The organism is Porphyrobacter sp. MBR-155 (assembly GCF_040547625.1).
Taxonomy (GTDB): Bacteria; Pseudomonadota; Alphaproteobacteria; order Sphingomonadales; family Sphingomonadaceae; genus Erythrobacter.
In genome coordinates this window covers 76,748-99,495 of the sequence record NZ_JBEPQB010000008.1, presented here as the reverse complement: position 1 = coordinate 99,495, position 22,748 = coordinate 76,748, and the positions used below count along the sequence as shown (strand labels likewise).

The 22,748-nt window shown below is 61.9% G+C and carries 19 protein-coding genes, 1 tRNA gene, 1 pseudogene and 2 riboswitches; of the genes and pseudogenes, 13 read left to right on the top strand and 8 right to left on the bottom strand.

All coding sequences use genetic code 11. From position 1 onward, the window contains the following. Nucleotides 1-2 precede the first annotated feature (2 nt). A complete protein-coding gene (locus ABIE62_RS10420; protein ID WP_354325807.1) occupies nt 3-1,202 on the bottom strand; it encodes a cation:proton antiporter in 1,200 nt (399 codons plus the stop codon). Nucleotides 1,203-1,341: 139 nt separating this feature from the next. Beyond that, nucleotides 1,342-1,442: riboswitch (glycine riboswitch) on the top strand. Further along, nucleotides 1,443-1,551, top strand: a riboswitch (glycine riboswitch). It abuts the riboswitch before it with no gap. A gap of 57 nt (nt 1,552-1,608) precedes the next feature. Between ABIE62_RS10420 and gcvT the strand changes: the two genes are divergently transcribed. The 4 genes from gcvT to gcvPB all read left to right on the top strand — a co-directional run bounded on the left by gcvT (nt 1,609) and on the right by gcvPB (nt 6,238). Further along, on the top strand, nt 1,609-2,772 hold the full coding sequence (gene gcvT / locus ABIE62_RS10415; protein ID WP_354325805.1) for a glycine cleavage system aminomethyltransferase GcvT: 1,164 nt from the start codon (nt 1,609-1,611) through the stop codon (nt 2,770-2,772). 3 nt (nt 2,773-2,775) lie between these two features. Next, nucleotides 2,776-3,147 carry a glycine cleavage system protein GcvH gene (gcvH, locus tag ABIE62_RS10410; protein ID WP_354325803.1) on the top strand — a complete coding sequence of 124 codons (372 nt, stop codon included), beginning with the start codon at nt 2,776-2,778 and terminating at the stop codon, nt 3,145-3,147. A 54-nt stretch (nt 3,148-3,201) separates the two neighbouring features. Beyond that, on the top strand, nt 3,202-4,566 hold the full coding sequence (gcvPA, locus tag ABIE62_RS10405) for an aminomethyl-transferring glycine dehydrogenase subunit GcvPA (protein WP_354325801.1): 1,365 nt from the start codon (nt 3,202-3,204) through the stop codon (nt 4,564-4,566). A gap of 115 nt (nt 4,567-4,681) precedes the next feature. Continuing rightward, a complete protein-coding gene (gene gcvPB / locus ABIE62_RS10400) occupies nt 4,682-6,238 on the top strand; it encodes an aminomethyl-transferring glycine dehydrogenase subunit GcvPB (protein WP_354325799.1) in 1,557 nt (518 codons plus the stop codon). 3 nt (nt 6,239-6,241) lie between these two features. On the opposite strand, the gene ABIE62_RS10395 is transcribed toward gcvPB, so the two are convergent. The 3 genes from ABIE62_RS10395 to ABIE62_RS10385 all read right to left on the bottom strand — a co-directional run bounded on the left by ABIE62_RS10395 (nt 6,242) and on the right by ABIE62_RS10385 (nt 10,067). After that, the gene (locus ABIE62_RS10395; RefSeq protein ID WP_354325797.1) at nt 6,242-7,552 is read right to left on the bottom strand and encodes a lipopolysaccharide biosynthesis protein; all 1,311 of its coding nucleotides are present in this window, start codon (nt 7,550-7,552) and stop codon (nt 6,242-6,244) included. 156 nt (nt 7,553-7,708) lie between these two features. Beyond that, nucleotides 7,709-9,202, bottom strand: a complete 1,494-nt coding sequence (locus tag ABIE62_RS10390) for a CoA-acylating methylmalonate-semialdehyde dehydrogenase (protein WP_354325795.1) — start codon at nt 9,200-9,202, stop codon at nt 7,709-7,711. A gap of 76 nt (nt 9,203-9,278) precedes the next feature. Next, entirely contained in the window at nt 9,279-10,067 is a 789-nt protein-coding gene (locus tag ABIE62_RS10385; protein WP_354325793.1) for a citryl-CoA lyase, read from the bottom strand. A gap of 91 nt (nt 10,068-10,158) precedes the next feature. Here ABIE62_RS10385 and ABIE62_RS10380 point away from each other — a divergent pair, with 91 nt between their 5' ends. The 8 genes from ABIE62_RS10380 to ABIE62_RS10345 all read left to right on the top strand — a co-directional run bounded on the left by ABIE62_RS10380 (nt 10,159) and on the right by ABIE62_RS10345 (nt 17,934). Further along, nucleotides 10,159-11,343: a CaiB/BaiF CoA transferase family protein gene (locus ABIE62_RS10380; protein WP_354325791.1), complete on the top strand. Its 1,185-nt coding sequence runs from the start codon at nt 10,159-10,161 to the stop codon at nt 11,341-11,343. Beyond that, the gene (locus ABIE62_RS10375) at nt 11,324-12,154 is read left to right on the top strand and encodes an IclR family transcriptional regulator domain-containing protein (protein WP_354325789.1); all 831 of its coding nucleotides are present in this window, start codon (nt 11,324-11,326) and stop codon (nt 12,152-12,154) included. Before ABIE62_RS10380 ends, ABIE62_RS10375 begins: the two co-directional genes overlap by 20 nt. Nucleotides 12,155-12,316: 162 nt before the next feature. Then, nucleotides 12,317-14,539, top strand: coding sequence for a TonB-dependent receptor (locus tag ABIE62_RS10370; RefSeq protein ID WP_354325787.1), 2,223 nt, complete (start codon nt 12,317-12,319; stop codon nt 14,537-14,539). A gap of 11 nt (nt 14,540-14,550) precedes the next feature. Further along, on the top strand, nt 14,551-15,153 hold the full coding sequence (wrbA, locus tag ABIE62_RS10365) for an NAD(P)H:quinone oxidoreductase (RefSeq protein ID WP_354325785.1): 603 nt from the start codon (nt 14,551-14,553) through the stop codon (nt 15,151-15,153). A 31-nt stretch (nt 15,154-15,184) separates the two neighbouring features. Further along, entirely contained in the window at nt 15,185-15,733 is a 549-nt protein-coding gene (locus ABIE62_RS10360) for a VOC family protein (RefSeq protein WP_354325783.1), read from the top strand. 31 nt (nt 15,734-15,764) lie between these two features. Continuing rightward, on the top strand, nt 15,765-16,577 hold the full coding sequence (locus tag ABIE62_RS10355) for an alpha/beta fold hydrolase (protein ID WP_354325781.1): 813 nt from the start codon (nt 15,765-15,767) through the stop codon (nt 16,575-16,577). Next, nucleotides 16,574-17,710 (top strand): cobalamin-independent methionine synthase II family protein, encoded by a 1,137-nt coding sequence (locus ABIE62_RS10350; protein ID WP_354325779.1) that lies wholly within the window; start codon nt 16,574-16,576, stop codon nt 17,708-17,710. The genes ABIE62_RS10355 and ABIE62_RS10350 overlap by 4 nt, the downstream gene beginning before the upstream one ends. A gap of 150 nt (nt 17,711-17,860) precedes the next feature. Continuing rightward, nucleotides 17,861-17,934 (top strand) — tRNA-Gly (locus tag ABIE62_RS10345). Nucleotides 17,935-18,201: 267 nt separating this feature from the next. Here the strand turns inward: ABIE62_RS10345 and ABIE62_RS10340 are convergent. Next, nucleotides 18,202-19,128, bottom strand: coding sequence for a helix-turn-helix transcriptional regulator (locus ABIE62_RS10340; protein ID WP_354325778.1), 927 nt, complete (start codon nt 19,126-19,128; stop codon nt 18,202-18,204). A 150-nt stretch (nt 19,129-19,278) separates the two neighbouring features. Between ABIE62_RS10340 and ABIE62_RS10335 the strand changes: the two genes are divergently transcribed. Next, a complete protein-coding gene (locus ABIE62_RS10335) occupies nt 19,279-20,712 on the top strand; it encodes a helix-turn-helix domain-containing protein (RefSeq protein ID WP_354325776.1) in 1,434 nt (477 codons plus the stop codon). 90 nt (nt 20,713-20,802) lie between these two features. Here the strand turns inward: ABIE62_RS10335 and ABIE62_RS14715 are convergent. The 3 genes and pseudogenes from ABIE62_RS14715 to ABIE62_RS10315 all read right to left on the bottom strand — a co-directional run. Beyond that, nucleotides 20,803-21,291 (bottom strand): annotated as a pseudogene (locus ABIE62_RS14715) (tyrosine-type recombinase/integrase); the annotation flags it as partial. Between the two features lie 374 nt (nt 21,292-21,665). Next, entirely contained in the window at nt 21,666-21,989 is a 324-nt protein-coding gene (locus tag ABIE62_RS10320; protein ID WP_354325774.1) for an AMP-binding protein, read from the bottom strand. Then, on the bottom strand, nt 21,922-22,728 hold the full coding sequence (locus ABIE62_RS10315; RefSeq protein WP_354325773.1) for an enoyl-CoA hydratase/isomerase family protein: 807 nt from the start codon (nt 22,726-22,728) through the stop codon (nt 21,922-21,924). The genes ABIE62_RS10320 and ABIE62_RS10315 overlap by 68 nt, the downstream gene beginning before the upstream one ends. Nucleotides 22,729-22,748: the final 20 nt, after the last annotated feature.

The following is a 22,748-nucleotide window of genomic DNA, read 5'->3' as shown; positions in this document are numbered from 1 at the left end:
GCTTACGCCGCCGCGCGCACCCGTTCTCCCAAGCGTTTGAGCAAGGGCGTCGCCAGCGGCGTCGTCAGCATCGTGCTCGCCACCGCCATCAGCAGCAGCGCGGTGAAGGTGGTGGGGGTGATGATCGCCTTGTCGAGCAGGATGTTGGCAAAGATAATCATGATCAGCGCCTTGGTCTGCAATAGCCAGCCGATCAGGCTTGCCTCGGCGCGGCTCCAGCCGAGCACGCTCCCGGCAATGTGCACGCCCGCCAATTTGCCCCCCACTGCCGCCACCAGCAGCAGCGCCGCCGCGCCGAACACCGCCAGCCCGCCGCCCTGCCATTCGGTGCGCAAGCCTGTGGACAGGAAGAACACCGGCATCACCGTCAAAAGCACGACATTGCGGAAGCGGTCCATCGCCTCATGCCCGAACCATTTCGCGTCGAGCACCATGCCCGCCAGAAACGCGCCGACCATGAAGTGCAGCCCCGACCAGTCGCCTGCCAGCCCGCATAGCGCCAGCCAGATCAGCCCCACCGGCCAGCGGTCGCTTTCCGGTAGCCGCTTCATCAACCACCGCACCGCCAGCGCCGCGATCGCAAAGCCAAAAAGGAACAGCGCCTGCCGCCCGATCCGTTCCCAATCGAGCAGGATGATCGCCAGTACGCCCCAGATCGCGATATCATCCAGGCTGGCATAGCGCAGGATGCGCTGTCCGATGGGCTGGCGCAGAATCGCCAGCTTTTCCATGAACAGCACCAGAATCGGCAGCGCGGTGACGGCGCAGGCCATGCCCACGCCCAGCAGCACTTGCCAATAGTGCCCGTTTGCCCCGCGCCAGCCGGGAAATTGCAGGATGACGGCAGCGGCAATCGTGCCTGCGATCAACGGCACCGCCAGCGCCAGACCGGCGGTCAGCCCGGTTTCGCGCCGGTGTTTCCATGCCTGCGACAGATCGAGTTCGATCCCCGCGATCCACACGAACAGCATCACCGCCCACCACGCGACGCCATTGAGCGCGGTGATCACATCGGGCCGGAACACGAAGGCGTAGTAATCGGGGAACGCCGCGCCCAGCACGCCGGGGCCGAGCAGGATGCCGCCGACGATCTGCACCACCACCAGCGGTGCCCAGTAATCAATGCGCAATATCCGCCACACCAGCCACGGCACGGCGAAAATGATGGCAAGCGCGATCAGATAGATTTCGGTGAGGTTCATGGGCTTGCGTCTTTAGTCGGCGGCTTACCCGCAGGCAAATGCGATTGTCGCGGGGCAAACTGCGCCGTCCCCGATTGACGCAATGCAGCAAATCGCGCAAGCGCAAGGGGTCATCCGCATGGGAAGCGATTCTTGTGCGGGCGGACGAGCGGGAGAGCCCGTTGCCCCGGTCAAACGGGGCGCGGCGCCGAAGGAGCAACCGCCCCGGAAACTCTCAGGCCAATGGACCGCTCGGCTGCGTGACACTCTGGAAAGCGCCCCGGATGAATATCCGTGGCCACCGAAGGGGTAAGCCTTGCGCGCGTTTGCGCAGGGTCAGTCTCTCAGGTCACCCGACAGAGGGGGCAGGATCGTGGCGGTGCCGACAGGCCCGTCGGACTGCCGTATTCTGCCGGGAAGACCTCAAGTGACCGACCACGATATCCCAGAAGATTTTGACGAACATCTCGAAGACCTGCCGCTTGATCCGTTGCCGCTGGATGCGTGGCACCGGGAGCGGGGTGCGCGGATGGTGCCGTTTGCGGGCTATGACATGCCGATCCACTATGCCGGGCCGTCCGGGGGTATCGTCGCCGAACATAACTGGACGCGTGAGAACGCGGGTCTGTTTGATGTCAGCCACATGGGCCAACTGCTGTTGTCAGGCCCCGATCTGGATGCAGCGGTTGAAGCGGTGCTGCCGATTGATCTCTCCACGCTCAAACTCGGCCAGCAACGCTATTCGCTGCTGCTTGATGACGATGGCGGCGTGCTCGATGATCTGATGGTTTCGCGTTGGCCCGATGCGCTTTATCTGGTGGTCAACGGCGCGACCAAGTGGGACGATATCGGCACTCTGCGCGAAGCGCTGCCCGATGACATTACATTGAACCATCTGGATGAACACGCGCTGCTGGCCTTGCAGGGGCCCAAGGCGGCGGACGCGCTGGCGCGCCATGCCGTGGGCGAATATCCGCTGTCGGCGCTCACCTTCATGCGGTTTGGCCGCTTCACCATCGCGGGCCACGATGTCACCATCGCGCGGGCGGGTTACACGGGGGAGGACGGGTTCGAAATCTCGCTCCCCGCCGCCGCTGCCGAGGATATCGCGACGCTGCTCTGCGCCGAACCCGAAGTGCAACCGATCGGCCTTGGCGCGCGCGATTCGCTGCGGCTGGAGGCTGGGCTGCCGCTTTACGGCCATGATATGTCGCCCGACACATCGCCGATCGAAGCGGGCCTGATCTTCGGCATCAACAAGCGCCGCAGAACCGAGGGCGGCTTCCCCGGCGCTGACCGGATCATCCGTGAGATTACCGAAGGCACCGCGCGGCGCTGGGTCGGCCTCAGGATTGATGGCCGCCTGCCCGCCCGCGAAGGGGCCGAGGTGTTTGCGGGAAGCGACCACATCGGAACCGTCACCAGCGGCGGATTTTCGCCCACATTGGGCGCGCCCATCGCGATGGCTTACGTTGCGAGCGAACATGCCGCCATCGGCACCGCGCTTGAAGTCGAAGTGCGGGGCAAGCGACTTGCCGCCACTGTTTCACCGACACCTTTTGTCCCCCACCGCTATTTCAGAGGGAGCTGAACCATGACCCGTTATTTCACCGATGAACACGAATGGATCGACGTTGAGGACGGGATCGCCACCGTCGGCATCACCGAATATGCGCAGGGGCAATTGGGCGATATCGTGTTCGTCGAACTGCCCGAAACAGGCGCGCTGATCGAACAGGGCAAGGATGCCGCCGTGGTCGAAAGCGTCAAGGCGGCGAGCGATGTCTATGCCCCGATCACCGGCGAAATCACCGAAGTGAACCCCGCGCTGGAAGATGATCCCGCGCTGGTCAATACCGCGCCCGAAGATGACGGCTGGTTCTTCAAGATGACCATCGCTGACGAGGGTGAGTTGGACAAGCTGATGGATGAAGACGGTTACAAGGCCTTCGTCGAGGCGCTGTGACCGGCACGCCGCCCGCCGCCTGACATCACCCCCCCAACCACGGACACTGCACCGATGCGCTATCTTCCTCTCACCGATACTGACCGCAGCGCGATGCTCGAAAAAATCGGCGCGGCTAGCGTTGATGATCTGTTCGTCGACGTGCCTGCGGTCGCGCGGCTGGACGGCCCGATCCACGACCTGCCCATGCACGCGAGCGAGATGGCGGTGGAACGCCACATGAAGGCGCTGGCGGCGAAGAATCTGGTGGCGGGCGAGGTGCCGTTCTTCCTCGGGGCAGGGGCCTATCGCCACCACGTCCCCGCCAGCGTTGACGCAATCATTCAGCGCGGCGAGTTTCTGACCGCCTATACCCCGTATCAGCCCGAAATCGCGCAGGGCACCTTGCAGATGCTGTTTGAATTTCAGACGCAGGTCGCGCGGCTCTATGGTTGTGCGGTGGCGAATGCCTCGATGTATGACGGTTCGACCGCGTGCTGGGAAGCGGTGGCGATGGCGACCCGCGTCACCCGCCGCAGCCGCGCCGTGCTGTCGGGCGCGCTGCATCCGCACTATGCGCAGGTGGTGAAGACGATGGCGCAGTTCACTGGTGACACCATCGCCGATGCCATGCCCGCAATAACGCCGGAGCCCGATCTTGCCGGTCTGATCGCACGGATCGATGACGACACCGCCTGCGTGGTGGTGCAATATCCCGATATCCTCGGCCGGATCAGCGATCTTGCCCTGGTGGCCGAGGCCGCCCACGCCAAGGGCGCGCTGCTGGTGGTGGTGAATACCGAACCCGTGGCGCTTGGCGCGTGCAAGTCGCCCGGCGAAATGGGCGCGGATATCGTGGTGGGTGAGGGGCAATCGCTGGGCGTCGGGCTGCAATTCGGCGGGCCATACCTTGGCCTGTTCGCGGTGCGTGATCCCAAACACGTGCGCCAGATGCCGGGGCGACTGTGCGGCGAAACGACTGATGCCGAAGGGAAACGCGGGTTTGTGCTGACGCTCTCGACCCGCGAACAGCACATCCGCCGCGAAAAGGCGACGAGCAACATCTGCACCAATTCGGGCCTGTGCGCGCTGGCCTTCTCTGTCCACATGACGCTGCTGGGGGAGGCGGGGTTGCGCCAACTGGCGGCAGAAAACCACCGGCTCGCCTGCCTTGCGGCGGATCGGCTGGCGCGGGTGCCGGGGGTGCGCGTGCTCAACACGGCGTTTTTCAACGAATTCACCCTGATCCTCGATGGCAAGCCCGCGCGCGAAATCATCCGCGATCTGGCGGATCGCGGTGTGCTGGGCGGGGTGTCATTGGGGCGGCTCTATGGCGGGGTTACGGCGCTCGATCACGCGTTGCTGGTGGCGGTGACCGAAACCACCACCGAAGAGGATATTGAACGCCTGGCTCGCGAACTTGAGGAGGCCGTCAAGTGAGCGATTTTTCTCCCGTTCGCCCTGAGCTTGTCGAAGGGCCGCTTTTCTCTTTTCAACGGCCTGCGCTCGAAGAAGGACAGTGCTTCGACAGGCTCAGCACGAGCGGAGTTGAACTATGACTTCCCCCAACCAATCTGGCTGGAAGCCCGCCATGATCGCCTCCAAAGACGGGATGCACAATGGTCCATCGACGACCACCGGCAACCGCGCGCTGATGCTCGAAGAACCGCTGCTGTTCGAAATCGGGCGCGGCGATGTGACCGGGGTTGATTTGCCTGCGGTTGATGCCGCCGCTCCCACCCGCCTCGCCGGGTTGGCGCGGTCTGTACCCATCGGACTCGTCGGCCTGACCGAGCCGGAGGCGGTGCGCCACTACACCCGCCTTAGCCGCCAGAATTACGGGATCGACCTCGGGTTCTTCCCGCTCGGTTCGTGCACCATGAAGCACAACCCGCGCCTTAACGAGAAAGTCGCGCGTCTGCCGGGCTTTGCCGATGTTCACCCGCTCGCCCCGCAATCGGCGGTGCAGGGCGCGCTCGAAGTCATCAGCCAATTGGGCGAATGGCTGTGCAAGCTGACCGGGATGCCCGCCGTCGCGATGAGCCCCAAGGCCGGCGCGCATGGCGAACTGTGCGGGATCCTCGCGATCCGCGCGGCGCACGAGGCACGCGGTGATGCGCGCGAAGTGGTGCTGGTGCCCGAAAGCGCCCACGGCACCAACCCCGCCACCGCTGCCTTTGCCAATTACCGGGTGGAGGATATCCCCGCGACGCCCGAAGGCCGCGTTGATGTCGCGGCGCTGAAGGCGCGGCTGGGCCCTGATGTGGCGGCGGTGATGATCACCAACCCCAATACCTGCGGATTGTTCGAAAAAGACTTCCGCGAAATCGCCGATGCGGTCCATGCGGCGGGCGGATATGTCTATTGCGACGGCGCGAATTTCAACGCCATCGTCGGCAAGGTGCGCCCCGGCGACCTTGGCGTTGATGCGATGCATATCAATCTTCACAAGACCTTTTCCACACCGCACGGCGGCGGCGGACCGGGGTCAGGGCCTGTGGTCTTGTCCGAAGCGCTCGCGCCCTTCGCGCCGCTGCCATTCGTGCGCAAGCAGGCCGATGGCACGTACTACCTCGTCGAGGAAGAACACCGCGAAGAACGCGGGCCGAGCTTTGGCCGGATGACCGCGTTTCACGGGCAGATGGGGATGTTCACCCGCGCGCTTACCTATATGCTCAGCCACGGCGCGGACGGGCTGAAACAGGTGGCCGAGGATGCGGTGCTCAACGCCAATTACATCCTGCGATCGATGGAAGACATCCTCCACGCGCCCTTCGCCGCCAGCGGCCCGTGCATGCATGAGGCGCTGTTTGGCGACAAGGACTTCACCGGCGGGCTTTCGACGCTGGACGTGGCGAAGGGGCTGATCGACGAAGGCTATCACCCGATGACGGTGTATTTCCCGCTGGTCGTGCACGGCGCGATGCTGGTCGAACCGACCGAAACCGAAAGCAAGGCGGCGATCGATCAGTTCATCACCGCCTTCCGCGCCGTGGTGGAGCGCGCGCTGGCAGGGGATGAGGCGCTGAAACAAGCGCCCTATTACGCACCCCGGCGGCGGCTGGATGAAACGGCAGCGGCAAGGAAGCCGAAGCTGGTGTTTGAAGGGTAGCTATTACCGTTCTGGAGGAAGAGGCGGCGGCGCTGCCGCTTGCTCCTCCGGCGTAACCACCAGTCGGAACTGCCTGAGGTTCATGATCGCGACGAAGAACCCGACCACCGCCAGCGCGCTCGACCCCAGGATCGCAAAGGCTGCGCCCTTCGCGCCGTTCCAGTCGATGGCGGTTTCCAGCAGCACCAGCGCAAGCACGGTCGGCACGGCTCGCACGATGAAGGCGACGTGCGCCTTGCCTGCCGATACCAGCAGCGATTCAAGGCTCGCGCCGACCAGTTCGACCGCCCCGGCGATCGAAAGGATGATCATCACCCAGTAAAATCTGCGGAAGTCGTCGCCCGCGATCAGATCCAGCCCTTCGCGCCCGAACAGGATCGCAGTGACCACCGCCGCCACCCCGGCAATCGCCGCGATGTTGGCCATGCGCCGGGCGATGTCCAGCGCATCATCGCGCGCGTGCACCAGTTCGGGCAGGATCGCCTTGGAGATCGTCTGCGCCAGCGCGATCAAGGCTTGTCCCAACTGGCTGGCGATGCGGAACCCGCCCGCCAACTGCGCCCCGCCAAATGTCCCGACCAGCAGGATCATCACCTGCTTGCCCGCCACCGTCAGGCTGCCCGACATATTGGTTGACCACACAAACCGCCACGCATCCTTGTGCTGCGCGGGGATGGTGCGCAGGTTGACCGATGCCAGGCTGACCGGTTGCACCCGCGCCGCCGCCACCCACAGCGCCAGCGCGGTCGCCACTTCGGACGCCGCATAGGCGAGGATGAACCCGGTCACATTGGGCATCAGAAACAACGCCAGCACCGCGCCTGCCGTGCGGATCATCGGCTGCACCGCTTCGGCGGCGGTTGCCTTGGCATACTGGAAATGCAGCCGCAGTATTCCGGTTGGTGTGGCGCGGATCGAGATCAGCGAAATCACGCAATAGAAAAACGTGAGCCACAACAGGTCAGGCGGCACATCGAGCCACAAGGGCGCGGTCAGCACGACGATGATCGAGGCCAGCGTGCCGCCCACGACCGACAGCAGGTCAAGCGCGACCGCAAACCCGGTCGCCTCCCGCGCGCGCGCAATATCCACGCCGGGTGCGGCATCATTGACCCCCCAGCGGACGATGAACTGCCAGGTCTGGAAACTGGCAAATCCCATGATCGCCTGCCCCAGCGCGATGATCAGCGCAAAATGACCGAAACCTTCGGTGCCCAAAGTGCGCGCGGCAATGGCGAGATAGACAAGGCTGAGCACCGCGTTGAACCCGCGTCCGCCCAGCAGCCAGCCCATATTGGCGAATACCCGCTTCATTCTATGTCCAGCGCGGCTTAGCCTGCGGCCTTGGCGCAAGGTGTGAAGAGATAGGTATTTATCATGGCGCGCGGGCCTTAGACACAAAAAGCTTGGCAAGCAAAGCGCGAAAGCGCGCGCGATTGCGCCAATGCCGCCGCGCGTGCGCCCGCCAGTTCACCCCATCGTCGGGATAATGAAGGCGTTGCTGCCATCTCCGCCGCCATCGGGCCAGCGCTGGGTGATCTTCTTGCTTTTGGTCCAGAACCGCAGACCTTCAGTGCCGTACTGGTCGATGTCGCCAAAGCCAGACCGCTTCCATCCGCCGAAGCTGTGGTAGGCGACCGGCACCGGGATCGGCACGTTGATCCCGACCATGCCGACATTGACCCGCGCTGCAAATTCGCGTGCGGCGTGGCCGTTGCGGGTGAAAATCGCGACGCCGTTGCCATATTGATGTTCGGACGGTAGGCGCAGCGCGTGTTCGAAATCATCGGCGCGCACGATTTGCAGAACGGGGCCGAAGATTTCTTCCTGATAGCTTCTCATCTGCGGCGTCACGCGGTCGATCAGCGTCGGGCCGACGAAGAAGCCTTTTTCGTGCCCCTGCAACGTGAACCCGCGCCCATCGATGACGATTTCTGCGCCTTCATCCTCTGCGGTGGTGATCCACTGTTCAACCCGCGCCTTGTGTTCGGGCGTGACCACCGGGCCGTAATGCGCATCGGGATCGTTGGAGACGCCGATGCGCAGTGCGTGGATCGCGGGGATCAGCTTTTCGCGCAAGGCATTGGCGGTGTCCTCTCCCACCGGCACCACTACCGGCAACGCCATGCAGCGTTCACCCGCCGAACCAAATGCCGCGCCCGCCAGATCGTTGACCACCTGATCCAGATCGGCATCGGGCATCACGATCCCGTGGTTCTTGGCCCCGCCAAACGCCTGCACCCGCTTGCCCAAGGCGGTGCCGCGGCCATAGATATATTGCGCAATGTCGGAGCTTCCGACGAAGCTGATCGCGGCGATATCGGGGTGATCGATGATCGCATCGACCATTTCCTTGTCGCCGTGGAGAACCTGCAACAGGCCTTCAGGCGCGCCCGCCTCCACGAACAATTCGGCGAGGCGCACCGGCACCGAAGGATCGCGTTCCGAGGGCTTCAAAATAAACGCATTGCCTGCCGCACACGCCATCCCGAACATCCACATCGGGATCATCGCCGGGAAATTGAACGGGGTGATCCCCGCACCGATGCCCAGCGGCTGGCGGATCGAATAGACATCGATCCCCGGCCCGGCACCGTGGGTATATTCGCCCTTCATCACCTGCGGGATTCCGCAGGCATATTCGATCACTTCCAGCCCGCGCTGGATATCGCCCTTGGCATCGTCGATCACCTTGCCGTGCTCTGATGAAAGCAGTTCGGCAAGGCTCTGCATATTGGCTTCGATCAACTGCTTGAACGCGAACATCACCCGCGCGCGGCGCTGCGGGTTGGTGGCGGCCCAGCCGGGCTGCACGCGCTTGGCGGTTTCCACCGCGCGGGCCAGCAGCGCGGCATCGCCGAGCGCAACTTCGGCCTGAACCTCGCCGATCGACGGGTTCCAGATTTGGTGTTTGCGGGTAACAGCGGGGCTGGTGCCGACAATGAAATGATCGATCTGACGCATGGATTGGGGTCTCCTGTCTCTCCCCCCTCAATGGCGCTGCAGGCCGATGCTGGCAAGGGTGCGGGCGGGGGCCCTGTTAATCGGTGCCGTCGTCAAACCCGATACGCTGCGCTGCTGCGCCGCTCATGATAAAGCCGATGGGCCGTTCTGTTTCTTCCTGCAGATGCGCGATCAGGCTGGCGGTGCGGGCAAGCAGCGAAATGCCCTTGAGCGCCGCGAGCGGGAACCCTGCATCGAGCATCACGGCGGGAATCGCGCCGTTGACGTTGATCGGTAACGGACGGCCAATCGTCGCCGGCAGCACGGTCTGGATGGTGTGCAGCATCGCGATATGCGCGCCGTTCACGCCAAGTTCCCCGGCAAGCGCCAACAGCCGATGCGCGCGCGGATCGCCGCCGGAATGCTGCGGGTGGCCAAAGCCGGGTATCGCCTTCTTTTCAGCGCGAAGCTCCTTGATCGCTGCCGCGGCCGCTTCTGCTGGTTCGATCCCTTCCGCCTCTGCGCGGGCGACGCAGGCGGCGTAGAACTTGCCTGCCACCTCGGCGCTGCCCAACACCACCGATCCGCAGCCGAGCAGCCCGGCTGCCACCGCGCCGTGGAACGCCTCAGGCGCGGCGGCATAGGTCATGCGGGTGGCGACCACGCTGGGCACCAAGCCATGTTCGGCAATCGCGCACAACACCGCATCGGCCAGCGCCTTCTGCCGGGGATCTGGCATGGTGCCAGTTACGAGCAGCCAGAAATAGCTGGTGAAATCGACCTTGCCGATGACGTCGTTGCACAGATCCAGTCCGCGAACGGTGATACTGGTCGCGTCCGATGTGCAGATCGAAGTGACGGCGTTATCCTGCTTGCCGATGCGCATGGGGCGTTCCTTTTCGATATTCGAAGTTGATTTCGTTATGCGAAGAATATACTAACGCTCTATTGTCAAGATACAAGGTGGGATCAGGCGGATGACAGCCCAGGAAAAACTTCGCAAGAAAGGGGGGCCGTTAACCGGCGTCACCGTGCTCGAAATGGGCACCTTCATCACTGGCCCAGCCGCCGGGATGCTGTTGGCTGACATGGGTGCGGATGTCATCAAGGTCGAACAGCCGGGCACCGGCGATCCGTTCCGCTCGTTCAAAGGCGGGCTTTATTCGCCGCATTTCCAGACCTATAATCGCAACAAGCGGTCAATCACGATTGATCCCAAACAGCCCGATGATCTCGCCGTGCTCGATCAGCTGGTCGCCACTGCCGATGTGTTCATCCAGAACTTCCGCCCCGGCGTGGCGGATCGCCTGAATGTTGATGCGGCGCGGCTGCAAGCGATCAATCCCGCGCTGGTCTATGCCTCGATCTCGGGCTTCGGCAACGAAGGGCCGGATCGCGATCGTCCGGCTTTCGATACGGTTGCTCAGGCGGCGAGCGGGTTTCTGCGCCTGCTGGTCAACCCGCAGCACCCGCGCGTGGTCGGCCCCGCCATCGCCGATGCCATGACCGGGTTCTACACTGCCTTGGGCATCCTCGCCGCGCTGAATGAACGCCATATCACGGGCAAGGGCCGGGTGGTCGAAACCTCGATGTTCGAGGCCATGTGCCACTTCAACCTTGACGATTTCACCCACCTCTTATCCGCCGATCAGGTGATGGGGCCGTATAGCCGCCCGCATGTCAGCCAGAGCTATGTGTTCCAATGCGCCGACGGTAAATGGATCGCACTGCATATGTCATCACCGCCCAAGTTCTGGGAGAATTTGGCAATCGCTGTGGGCCAGCCCGATATGCTCAGCCTGCCCGCCTTTGCCAGTCGCGAGGCGCGGATTGCGCATTATGACGATGTCCTTGGCTTCCTCGCGCCGATCTTTGCCGCCCGCCCGCGCGATGCATGGACAGCGGATCTTACCCGGCTGGAAGTGCCCAATTCCGCCGTGCTCGACAGCGCCGAAGTTCTTGCGAGCGAACAGGCCAAGGCGCTCGGCATTGAGGTCAGCGATCCCGATGGCCCCCACGGCACCTTCCGCACGATCCGTTTTCCGCTAACCTTTGATGGTGAACGGATGGACAGCGTCACCGCCCCCCCGGTATTGGGCGCGGATGATGCGGATGTCCGCCGCAGCATCGAAAGGCCAGAACATGGGATCCGCAGAGGCTGACCTGACAGCCAAAAACCCCGAATACCTTTCCACGTTGGAACGCGGCTTGCGCGTATTGAAGGCGTTTGACGAAGATCACCCGGAAATGACCCTGAGCGAGGTGGCGGCCAAGACCGCGCTGCCCCCGGCAGTGGCGCGGCGGTGCCTGATCACGCTGGTGGAATTGGGCTATGTGGGGCAACACGAACGCAAGTTCCTGCTGCGCCCGGCGGTGCTGACGATTGGCTCGGCGTTCCTGGCGTCGATGCAGATCGAACACGTGGTCGCAGCCCCGCTGCAATCCTTGCGCGATTCGACCGGCGACAGTGCCAGCCTTGCGGTGCTTTCAGGGCCAGAGATCCTGTATGTTGCCCATGTTTCTACCGACCGGCGGTTTCGGGTGGCGGCCAATGTCGGCACGCGGTTTCCGTTCCACGCAACCTCGCTGGGCAAGGCATTGGCGGCGCATCTGCCGGATCGCGAGCGCGCCGAACTGTTGGCGCGCGCCCCGTTCCAACGCTTTACCGAACGCACGGTGACTGATGGCGCGGCAATGGCTGCGCGGTTGGCGCTGGTGGCGGAGCGTGGTTACGATTCGGCGCTGGATGAACTCGATTACGGCATCGTGTCGGTCGCGGTGCCGCTGTTCGGACGGGATCGGCGCGTGATTGCCGCGATCAATTGTTCCACCTCCACCACCCGCATTTCGCAAGATGAGCTGGTTCGCACCCGGCTGCCCTTGCTGCGCACTGCGGCGGGCGAGATCGAGGCGGCGCTGAAACGCTGGCCGACGCTGGAGGCAGCGCTGAAACCGCAAGGGCAGGGTGGCTGAACGGGGTCTAGGCGGGGTCTAGCTGGGGTCAAGAAGGGGTCTAGTAAGGGTCAATTATTTTTCGCATATCGAAGTTGACTTCGCATTGCGAATTTTGTAACTCCTCTGGCACAATGGGGTCGCCATAAGAGCGTCGCGCTGAGCGCGCACAGGGGAGAGAGAATGATGAAATCGCTTAGAACGCCAATGGTAAGCCTTGTGGCAATTGCGGCTGCCAGCGCTGTTCCGGTTCAGGCTCAGGAGCTTGCTGATCAGCAAGATGTCGCAACCGACCGCGCGCCTGCAGGTTCGAGCGAAATCATCGTCACCTCGACCCGGCGTTCGGAATCGCTGCAGAACGTGCCGGCTTCGATCACCGCCTTCACCTCCGATGCGATCGAAGCCAAGGGGATCGAGCGGCCATCCGATTTCATCGCGCTGACGCCGAACGTCAGCCTGGTCGAAGTGCAGAATGCGGGTTTTTCCTTCGTCATCATTCGCGGCATTTCGCAGAACCGCAACAGCGAACCATCGGTCGCGGTGGTGGTTGACGGCGTGCAGCAGATCAATCCGGCGCAGTTCAATCAGGAACTGGTCGATATCGAGCAGATCGAAGTGCTCAAAGGCCCGCAGGGCGGCCTCTATGGTCGCAATGCGATCGGCGGCGCGATCATCATCACGTCAAAGCAACCGACCGACGAACTCAGCGGCAAGCTGACCGCCGGGATCGACAACGGCATTGGTTATTACCTGCGTGGCAATATGTCAGGCCCGCTGGCCGAGAACCTGAAGTTCCGTGTGGCGGGCAGCTGGTATGACACCAAAGGCCTGATCCGCAACGAATTTCTGGGGGAAGATGCTGATCCGGTTGAAGATTTCAACCTGCGCGGCAACCTGCTCTGGACACCCACGCCTGAATTGACGCTCGACCTGCGCGGCAGTGTCGGCCAGTTGCGCACACAGGGGCTGTATTACAACATCGTCAATGACGTGAACGACACATCGGTGCCGGTGCAGGTGAACAATGCCGGCATCAATAATCGCGATCTCTACAATGTCGCGCTGCGCGTCAGCCACGAAAGCGATTTCGGCACCTTCGCATCGGTCACGTCATATGACACCGTCACGGAAATTCTGACCGGCGATGCCTTCGACTTTCTGCCGATTCCCGATTCCTTCTTCTTCAACCTGTTCGAAGCGATCCTGGGTCAGGGCAACGGCTTTGACCTAAACCAGAGCCAATATCTCAACGTGAAGGCGTTCAGCCAGGAATTGCGTTACGAATCCCCGGTGGACAAGCCGGTGCAATTTATCGCTGGTGGCTATCTGGTCGATACCGAGCGGTTCATCTCGGTTGGAAATATGATTGATACCGACAATGGCGTGTTCCCGGTGTTTCGCGAACCGACCACCAATCCGCTGAACCCGCAGTTCAGCTTCCTTGCCGATGGGCAGAACAATTTCGCCTGGGCGTTGTTTGGCAACACGGTATGGAAGATCAACGACCAACTGCGGTTTGACGCATCCTTGCGCTATGACCGCGACCGGCGCAGCAACACCACACTGACGCCGACCGCGTTCCTGCCCAATATTCCGGGATTCCCCGAAGGGCAGACGGGCGAAGTGCGCCGCCGCACCTTCGATGCATGGCAGCCCAAGGCCACGCTGACTTACAAGCCGATTGAAGACGTCACGCTGTTCGGCGGGTGGAGCCGTGGTTTCCGTTCGGGCGGGTTCAACCAGACCGGCGTGGGCGCGGTCGCGGCAGCCAATGGCATTGTCGGCGTCAATGACATTTTCGAGGCTGAAATTGCTGAAACCATCGAAATTGGTGCCAAGACCCGCACGGCGGACCGCGCGCTGACGTTCAATGTCAGCGGGTTCACTACCAAGTCGGAAAACAGCTACTTCTTCGTGTTTCTGGCGGAAAATTCGACCCAGAACCTCGGCAATGTTCCGCGGTCGCGGCTCAAGGGTTTTGAGGTTGATGCCACCTTGCGCGCGACCAATTCGCTCGATCTCAGCGTGGGCTATGGCTACACCGACAGCGCAATCCGCAGCTTTGCCGATCCATCGGTGCTGGGCAACAAATTGCCCGGCGTCAGCCGTTCGACCTTCAACTTTGCCGCGCAGCACCGGTCAGAGATTGCCCGGGGCATGGATCTGGTGGCCCGCGCCGATTACCGCCGCACCGGGCGGACGTGGTGGGATCTGGTCAACTCGACGTCGCGCAATCCGGTCGATATTATCGACACGCGGGTCAGCCTGGAAAAGGACGGCTGGAAACTTTCCGCCTTTGCGCAGAACCTGTTTGACGAGGATTACAACACCGAATTTTCGCCCGGTGGCTTCGTGTGGAAAGGCCGTCCGCGGCGATTTGGTGCCGAAATCAGCTTGTCATTCTGAAGGAACGATTCATGACCAAGGTGCTGGTGCTATACTATTCGAGCTATGGCCATATCGAGGCGATGGCCGCCGCGGTGGCTGATGGCGCAGCGAGTGTTCCCGGCACCGAAGTTGTGGTGAAGCGCGTGCCCGAACTGGTGCCCGATGATGTGGCAACCGCTTCGGGTATCAAGCTTGATCAGGCCGCCCCCATTGCCACCCCGGATGAACTGGCGGATTATGACGCAATCATCTTCGGCACGCCCACCCGGTTTGGCAATATGGCGGCGCAGATGCGCAACTTCCTCGATCAGACTGGCGGGTTGTGGTTCACCAAGGCGCTGGTCGGCAAGGTTGGTTCCGTGTTCGTTTCCACCGCCAGCCAGCACGGCGGGCAGGAAACCACCATCACCTCGTTCCACACCACGCTGCTGCATCACGGCATGGTGATCGTCGGCCTGCCCTATTCCTTTGAGGGTAACGCCGAGATGGGCGAAATCAGCGGCGGCACGCCTTATTGTGCATCGACGTTGGCGGGGAATGACGGCAGCCGTATGCCGAGCGAAAATGAATTGGCCGGCGCGCGTTTCCAAGGGGCGCACGTTGCCCAGATCGCGGGTAAACTGGCTGCCTGAACAGTTTTGGGACTGATGGAGAGAGATGACCATGACGAAAAAAATCCTCGCTAACCGGCTGCACCACACCGCCTATGTGACCAAGGATCTGGAGGCCACCCGCGCGTTTTACGAAGACATGCTTGGTTTCCCGTTGATGGCGACCTATTGCGAAAAGGACGAATTGTTCGGCAAGGAACGCATCTATTGCCACGTGTTCTTCGAACTGGCCGATGGCAGCGCATTGGCGTTTTTCCAGTTTGCCGACCCGGACGATCAGGCTGAATTCGGCCCCGAAATGCCCGAAAGCCCGTTCACGCACGTCGCGCTGGATGTGGACGCTGATGCCCAGGCCGAAATCGAACGCCGCATCGCCGCCGCCGGGTTTGCCGAGCCTGATACCTATGTGCTCGAACATGGCTATTGCCGCTCGGTCTATATCAAAGACCCCAATGGCATGTTGCTCGAATTCACCCATGATGATCCGCGTGCGGCCCCGCTGGATGCGGAACGCCGCGCATCGGCGCATGGTGAATTGAAGCGTTGGCTGGCGGGGCAATATCATAACAACAACCCGTTCCGCGCCGAACACGCTGCCTGACCGGAGACGCAAGGGGCGGGAAGTGCTTTAGATGGAGCATCGCGACGTTGCCGTTCACGGCGGCACGATCCCGATCTGGATGGCGGGAGAGGGTGTTCCGGTCATCCTGCTGCACGGCTGGACGCTCGATCACCGGATGTGGCAGCCGCAAATCGCAGGACTGGCGCCGGATTTCCTGCTGGTGATGCCTGATCGGCGCGGCTGCGGGCACGCCACCGCACCGCCCGATCTGGCGCGTGAGGCGCAGGATGTGATCGCGATTGCCGACGCGCTTGGTTTTGACCGGTTCGCGCTTGTCGGCCTGTCGCAGGGCGCGGTGGTGGCGCTGGATGTAGCGCAGCAATATGCGGCGCGGTTGACGGGCGTGGTGGTATCGGGTGCGCCGCTGCCCGCTCTGGTCGATCGCGAGGAGGTGATCGCGCTGGATCGCTACCGGCAATGGGCGGCCGCGGGCAACATGGCGGCGCTGCGGGCGGATTGGGCCGCGCATCCGTTGATGCAGGCCCATTCTGACGCGGCGCGCACGCTGATCGCTGCGATGCTGGCCGATTATGACGGACGCGATCTTGCCGCCGCTGGCGACCCTCCGAACCTTTCGCAAGCGGCCCTGCACGCGCTGGCCGTGCCGGTGCTGGCGATGACCGGCGCGCATGATACGCAGTGGCGGCGCGCCTGTGCCAAGGTGCTCGCCAATGCAGCCCCGCGCGCACGCCATGCGCTGATCGACGGCGCAGGCCACTTTGCCAATGCCGACAATCCGGGTGATTTCAACACGGCGGTGGGTGACTTCCTGCGCGCCTGCACTACCCTCGACGCTCCTAACACAACAAGGCCCGCATCATGACTACCCGCTTTGCCACCACCCATGTCGGCAGCCTGCCGCGCCCGGAAGCCCTGCTCGAACTGGTGTTTGCTCGCGAAGGCGGGCAGGCGGTGTCTGAAACCGATTTTGACGCCGCAGTGGAAGAAGCGACCGCCTATGTCATTGCGCGGCAGAAACAGGCAGGCATTGCCATCGTCAACGATGGCGAAATGTCCAAGCCCAGCTACGCCACCTATATCAAGCACCGCCTGTCGGGTTTTGGCGGCAAGGCCGGTCAGTATGAATTCGCCGACCTAGAGGCCTTCCCCGGTGCCAAGGCACAGGTGTTCGGCAACAAGGGCCGGGCCAAACGTTCCGCGCCAGCCTGCACCGCGCCGATTGAAGTGATCGACATGGAAGCCCCGCGCATTGATGCCGAACGGCTGGTGCGGCTTGCCGCCAATAAAGACGGGGGCGGCCACGCCACCTTCATGTCCGCCGCATCGCCGGGCGTGACCGCGCTGTTCTTCCCCAACCAGTTTTATGCCAGCGATGAAGAATATGTCTTCGCGCTGGCCGAAGGTTTGCGCCACGAATACGAAACCATTGCAGCCGCCGGGATCACCTTGCAGGTCGATTGCCCCGATCTTGCCATGGGCCGCCATGTGCAGTTCACCCACCTGTCGCTTGAGGAGTTTCGCAAGCGTATCGGCATGAACATCGCCGCGCTTAACCACGCGGTGCAGAACATCCCGGCGGAGCAATTGCGGATGCACTTGTGCTGGGGCAACTACCCCGGCCCGCACCACTGCGATGTGGCGCTGGACGAGATTGCCGATATCGTGTGGCAGGCCAAACCGCAGACCGTGCTGATTGAAGGCGCCAACCCGCGCCACGCGCATGAATTCGCGTTCTTTGCCGATCACCCGCTGCCCGATGACAAGATCCTGTGCCCCGGCATGGTCGAACCGCAAAGCCCCTATATCGAACACCCCGAACTGATCGCGCAGCGGATTGGCCGTTATGCCGATCTGCTGGGGGCCGATCGGGTGATGGCGGGGGTCGATTGCGGGTTTTCGGTGCACGCGGGCAGCAATGCGCTCGATCCCGAAATCGTCTGGGCCAAACTGGCTGCGCTGGCCGAAGGGGCCGAAATCGCTAGCGCGCGTCATTGATCGCAGGCTCGAACAACTATTGACCAGTCGCCCGGATTCGTGGCAATGGCTCGCCCCGCCCAAAGGGGGTCTTGGCCCCCGCTAGCGGTACCTTGACCCCGGCTTGATCGATGTTTCACATGAAACAATCGCCCCGCGCCGCCGGTAAATGCGGGTGTAGCTCAATGGTAGAGCAGCAGCTTCCCAAGCTGACGACGAGGGTTCGATTCCCTTCACCCGCTCCAGCCCTCCCTTCCCAAAACATCCCGGAAGCGCTACAAAACCTCTGGAAATTTGATGGTTTTTGGCAGAAGCCCGTAGGCGACCGGCGCAAAACCGTTACAAGTCCACGCAGACCTGAAAGCTGCGTTTGGCGAGGTCGATCGCAAGAATGTGGACTTCGATCATGTGCTTCTCCTTCTCCAGCGCAATATCGCGCCGGTCTGGCATCATACGATGCCTGGCGAAGGGAGCATCCACCTCATCAGTTCATGCTCGGCGCCGAAAGGAAATCATTCCCGTTGGGAGATATTCTCGACTGACCGCTGATGGATATCATTCCTTCCTGGCAGATCGCAGACCTTCTGCCGCCCCGCGTTGACGGATTGCGCACAGCTGTGAGGAAGGCGGCGCGAGGGAATGCCTAGATAGCCAAGCTGGCAAGCCTTGAACACCGATTGCGCGCGGTTTACGGCTCCGAGCTTGGCGCTTACCCGCGTGATATGATAGCGAACCCCGGCGTGGCTACATCCCAGAATGACACTGATTTCGTAATCTGTTTTGCCTTGAGCGATCCAGTTCAGACACTCGATCTCCCTGCTGGACAAGAGATTGTCGGACGGTAGGTAGCGATCATCGAAGGTCAGCATGGAATAACGCCTGAGGAACTGGTCGATAGGCCGCACTAGCGTTCTTCCAAAGCTCTCGAATTCTTCCGACAGGTCATGCTGCCCGGGATCGACGCTGGTCAGGAAAGCTGCGGCAAGATAGCCGAAGGGCATCCTGACGGGCATGATGATCGCCGCATTGGCGGAAACGTAGCGCTCGAACCCTGTGTAATCGATCTTTTCGACAAACCGGTTTTGCCCTTTCGGAAAGGCACCATGCCGGTTGATCCACAAGGGCTCGTTCGCCACGCGGCACGCCTTGATCAGCGGCGAACACACGGCCGCTTCGTGGCATAGCCAAGGAGCCAACGTTTCCTCGTCCCATCCAAAAACCGTGAGATTTAGCGGATCGCCCGCGCTGTCAATCATAGGTTCGAGCGTGGCGAGGTTGTGCCATACGATAAGCCGCAACCCATGGCGCCTCACCTTGTGCGCTAGGAACTGGGCTGCAATTGCTATGTCTATCTGAGTACTGATTGCCATATCATCAGGCGGGCTGCCCGCCTGAGCGGCTTTATCAAGGCGGCAGAGATCCAGAACATTGTTTGCCATACGAACTCCCCGTGAGAAGCGCCTCTAAAAACGCTTGGACAATGGCCCATAAGTTGAATTTCCACGGTCGGAGCCTTGCGGAAGACAGGGTGCTGGTCCAATGTTAATTTGCAAATTTGCAAACACTCACTTTGCAATCTTGAGGGCGGCATGAGCAAGCGACACAGGATCTTCGCAGGAGCACAGCTAAGGGTGCTGCGCGAGCAGCGGCAGATGATGCAGGCCGAACTGGCCGGTCAGCTGGGCATCAGCCCTTCCTATCTCAGCCAACTCGAACATGATGACCGGCCGCTCACGCCGCGCCTGATCGAACGGGTCGCAACTCTTTTCCCGCTCGATTGGCAGGACTTTCCGGGCGAGGACACCGATCAGCTGGCGCTGATGCTGCGCGAAGCGGCCAGCGACCCCTTGTTTGCCGAACCTGTACCGCTCGACACGATCGTCAGGATCGCCGAGCAGCAGCCCGGCTTCGCGCGTCGCTTCGTCGTATTGCACGAGGCCTTGCGCCGCGCGAACCAGCGGCTGGAAATGATCGACGAGGCGTTGACTGTCGATACACATGAAGGCGCGCGCTTGCCGTGGGAGGAAGTGCGGGACTGGTTCCATCTGTCGAACAACTATGTCGATCAGATTGACCGGACAGCGGAGCAGCTGGCTATCACCATGTCCGGGGAGGGGCAGGTTGTCACCACCGAGGCCCTGCGGCACCACCTATTTGACAAATACGGCATCTCGGTCGAATTGCAGCATCAAGAAGTGCTACGCAGCTTCGACGTCGGACAGGGCGTGTTGCGTATCGGCGTGGGCCAGTCAGGCACCGGGATCCGCTTCCAGATCGCTTACCAGATCGCCGCGATGACGCTCGGGCCGCTGATCCGTAAGATCGCCGGCGCGGCCCGGTTGCGTAGCGAGGTGGCGCGGGATCTGCTCACGGTCGGCTTGGCAAATTATGCTGCTGGCGCCCTTCTCATGCCCTACCGCGACTTCCGCCGCGTGGCCCGCGAATTTCGGCACGATGTCGACCGGCTTGCGGTCTTCTTCGAGACGAGCTTCGAACAGACGTGCCACCGACTCTCCACCATGCAGCGCGAGGGAGAACGAGGCTTGCCGATCTTCTTCTGTCGTGTCGACATGGCGGGCAACATCACCAAGCGGCACAGTGCCACCCGCTTCCAATTCGCCCGCTTCGGAGGCGCGTGCCCGCTGTGGGTGGTGCATGAAGCGGCCGCCAGTCCTGACCGAATCCTTGTCCAGCTGGCCGAGACGCCGGATGGTTTGCGCTATGTCTCAATCGCCAAAGGGCTGGTGAAGGCCTCTGGTCGCTTCGACCGAACACCGCGCCGCTACGCCGTGGCGCTGGGATGCGAGATCGAGCACGCGAAGGAGTTCATCTACGCCGACGGGCTCGACATCCGTTCCGAAAAGGCTGTGACGCCGATCGGTGTGTCGTGCCGGATCTGTCCGCGCGTCGATTGCGACCAACGCGCCTATCCTCCCAGCGACCGGAGCATCTCGATCGATTTGTTCCACCGCGGGGTGGTTCCGTTCACCGTTGCCTCTGACGGGCGAATAAAGCAGACATAGCTGAACTCTTCTCGGAGCACAGCGGCCAGCCCCATGCGCATTCACATAGCGATAGATCGCCGCGACTCGCTGTTTCACTCCACGCGCCGTCTCGATCGAGCCTCGCCCCTCGATCTTCTTGAGCACCGAAAGCAGCAGCGGTTTGTCGATCACGTCCATCGGCATTGCGCCAAGATGCGGGAAGTTGCCCCGCTCAAGGCTGGTGATCACATCATCGGCGTGGACTGGTTTCCACCTCGGCTTCTGAACTTGATGCCATTCGCGGGCGGCCTGCTCTAAGCTCTGGAACATGCCGCTATTGCCTACAAGCTTGGTCCGTTTGGCTGCACTCCGAGGGTCACGACCCTCCCTCAGAAGCTTTCGGGCGTCGTTACGTTTCTCCCGCGCCTCGGCGAGAGAAACCTCTGGATATGTGCCGAGCGTGAGCAGCTGCTCTTTGCCATCCAGCCTGTACTTAAAGCGCCATGACTCGTGATTCTTTGGCGAGACGTGCCGAAAGAGCCCGCCGCTGTCAGTCACCTTGTAGGCCTTGTCCTTCGGTGCCGCTGCGCGAACAGCTTTGCCCGTAAAGCATCCAATACCCCCAATCGCAAGAGTTCCTCACCCCCAATCTACCCCGACATGTATCTGGCTAGGGCCGGATTGGGCTGGACCGGATTGAACGCCAAAAAAGAGCTTGCTAGGCCCTTTGGTTGGGTTTGGAACGGCTTGGAAAGGCCGATGGCGGAGACGGAGGGATTCCGCCTTAGCTGTTATCGCATTGATAAATATTGTATAACTCATACGAGCAGGTGCACTCTACCCCCTTGGATACCCCGGTTTCGGTGGCTAATCTGAAGCGCGGATTTTCCACAATCTCGGGTCCTTTGCTCGACTAGCTGTTGGTCAGTTCCCGCTGGGGGGCGACGTAAGGCGGCAGCTTGAGGCTGCTCCTGCCCTGCTTTCGTCTGCAGTCAGCGAGTGGCGATTGGCGTGATGTAAAGACCTGCACGTTGCCCGGCCCAGTACACTTCGAAAACCTCGAGGCAATTGGGCAACCAGTAGGCTTTAGTGTCGCCCTTCTCGTTGCCTAGCGATCGCAGCAGTCGGGCACCGCGGTTGGCGCGGTCTTCCAGTTCGCGATACGTCAAGCTGCCCGAGCCATCGCTCATCACAATCGCAATCTTGTCAGGCGAAGAGGCGGCGTGGGTGGGTCGTGGCTCGCCTGCCTCAGCGCAACGTGAATTTCTTGGCCTTGTCGGCCATAAGCGCAGCGCGATCGACTTGCGGAACGCCAACCGGGTTGCCGATCTGCGGGTATTTGAGACCGTTCGCCAAAGCGACGGAACGTGGCAGATCGAGGCTTGTCCAGATAGCTTTGATCGAGCCTTGTATTGCTGCCGGTGGCTTTGCCGCTATCTGGCGGGCGAGTTCGTCTGCGCGGCTCCATAGTGCGTCGAGCGGAACCACTTCGCTGACTAGACCAATTGATTTCGCATACTCTGCGCTCATCCTTTCGTCATTGCCGAGCAGCACCATGCGCAGCACATCCGCGAGTGGCATTTTGTAGGTCATCCCTATGGGTTCAAGTGCGGCTGTCATTCCGTAGGTCACATGCGGATCAAAGAACGTTGCATCCTCGGAGGCAATGATAATGTCAGCCTCGTTGAGCCAATAGAAGGCACCGCCTGCAGCCATGCCGTGGACAGCGGCGATCACCGGTTTCCAGCAGCGCCGCGATTTCGGGCCGAGCATGTCGCCCGGATCCTCGCAATGCCAGATATTGTCGAGATCCACGGCCGGGCGAGTGTCTCCGCCCGCCGCCGCTCCCTTCACATCGACTCCTGTGCAAAATGCCCGCCCCGGCGCGGCGCGAAGCACGCAGGCATGGATGTCGTCATTCCACGAGATTTCGTGCCAGGCATGAACGAACTCATCCATCATTTGGCGATTGAAGCTGTTCATTGCTTCAGGCCGGTTGATTGTGATCGTGGCGACATGGTCCGCCACATCGAATAGGATGGTTTCGTAGGCCACGCTTGACTCTCCCGGGCGCA

Excerpts from the sequence above, each read along its gene's own strand:
- wrbA (WP_354325785.1), top strand. The coding sequence starts at position 14,551 with ATGACCAAGGTGCTGGTGCTATACTATTCGAGCTATGGCCATATCGAG.
- ABIE62_RS10350 (WP_354325779.1), top strand. The coding sequence starts at position 16,574 with ATGACTACCCGCTTTGCCACCACCCATGTCGGCAGCCTGCCGCGCCCG.
- ABIE62_RS10335 (WP_354325776.1), top strand. The coding sequence starts at position 19,279 with ATGAGCAAGCGACACAGGATCTTCGCAGGAGCACAGCTAAGGGTGCTG.
- gcvPB (WP_354325799.1), top strand. The coding sequence starts at position 4,682 with ATGACTTCCCCCAACCAATCTGGCTGGAAGCCCGCCATGATCGCCTCC.
- ABIE62_RS10385 (WP_354325793.1), bottom strand. The coding sequence starts at position 10,067 with ATGCGCATCGGCAAGCAGGATAACGCCGTCACTTCGATCTGCACATCG.
- ABIE62_RS10395 (WP_354325797.1), bottom strand. The coding sequence starts at position 7,552 with ATGAAGCGGGTATTCGCCAATATGGGCTGGCTGCTGGGCGGACGCGGG.
- ABIE62_RS10355 (WP_354325781.1), top strand. The coding sequence starts at position 15,765 with ATGGAGCATCGCGACGTTGCCGTTCACGGCGGCACGATCCCGATCTGG.
- gcvH (WP_354325803.1), top strand. The coding sequence starts at position 2,776 with ATGACCCGTTATTTCACCGATGAACACGAATGGATCGACGTTGAGGAC.
- ABIE62_RS10375 (WP_354325789.1), top strand. The coding sequence starts at position 11,324 with ATGGGATCCGCAGAGGCTGACCTGACAGCCAAAAACCCCGAATACCTT.
- gcvPA (WP_354325801.1), top strand. The coding sequence starts at position 3,202 with ATGCGCTATCTTCCTCTCACCGATACTGACCGCAGCGCGATGCTCGAA.
- ABIE62_RS10360 (WP_354325783.1), top strand. The coding sequence starts at position 15,185 with ATGACGAAAAAAATCCTCGCTAACCGGCTGCACCACACCGCCTATGTG.
- ABIE62_RS10340 (WP_354325778.1), bottom strand. The coding sequence starts at position 19,128 with ATGGCAAACAATGTTCTGGATCTCTGCCGCCTTGATAAAGCCGCTCAG.
- ABIE62_RS10380 (WP_354325791.1), top strand. The coding sequence starts at position 10,159 with ATGACAGCCCAGGAAAAACTTCGCAAGAAAGGGGGGCCGTTAACCGGC.
- ABIE62_RS10370 (WP_354325787.1), top strand. The coding sequence starts at position 12,317 with ATGATGAAATCGCTTAGAACGCCAATGGTAAGCCTTGTGGCAATTGCG.
- ABIE62_RS10390 (WP_354325795.1), bottom strand. The coding sequence starts at position 9,202 with ATGCGTCAGATCGATCATTTCATTGTCGGCACCAGCCCCGCTGTTACC.
- ABIE62_RS10420 (WP_354325807.1), bottom strand. The coding sequence starts at position 1,202 with ATGAACCTCACCGAAATCTATCTGATCGCGCTTGCCATCATTTTCGCC.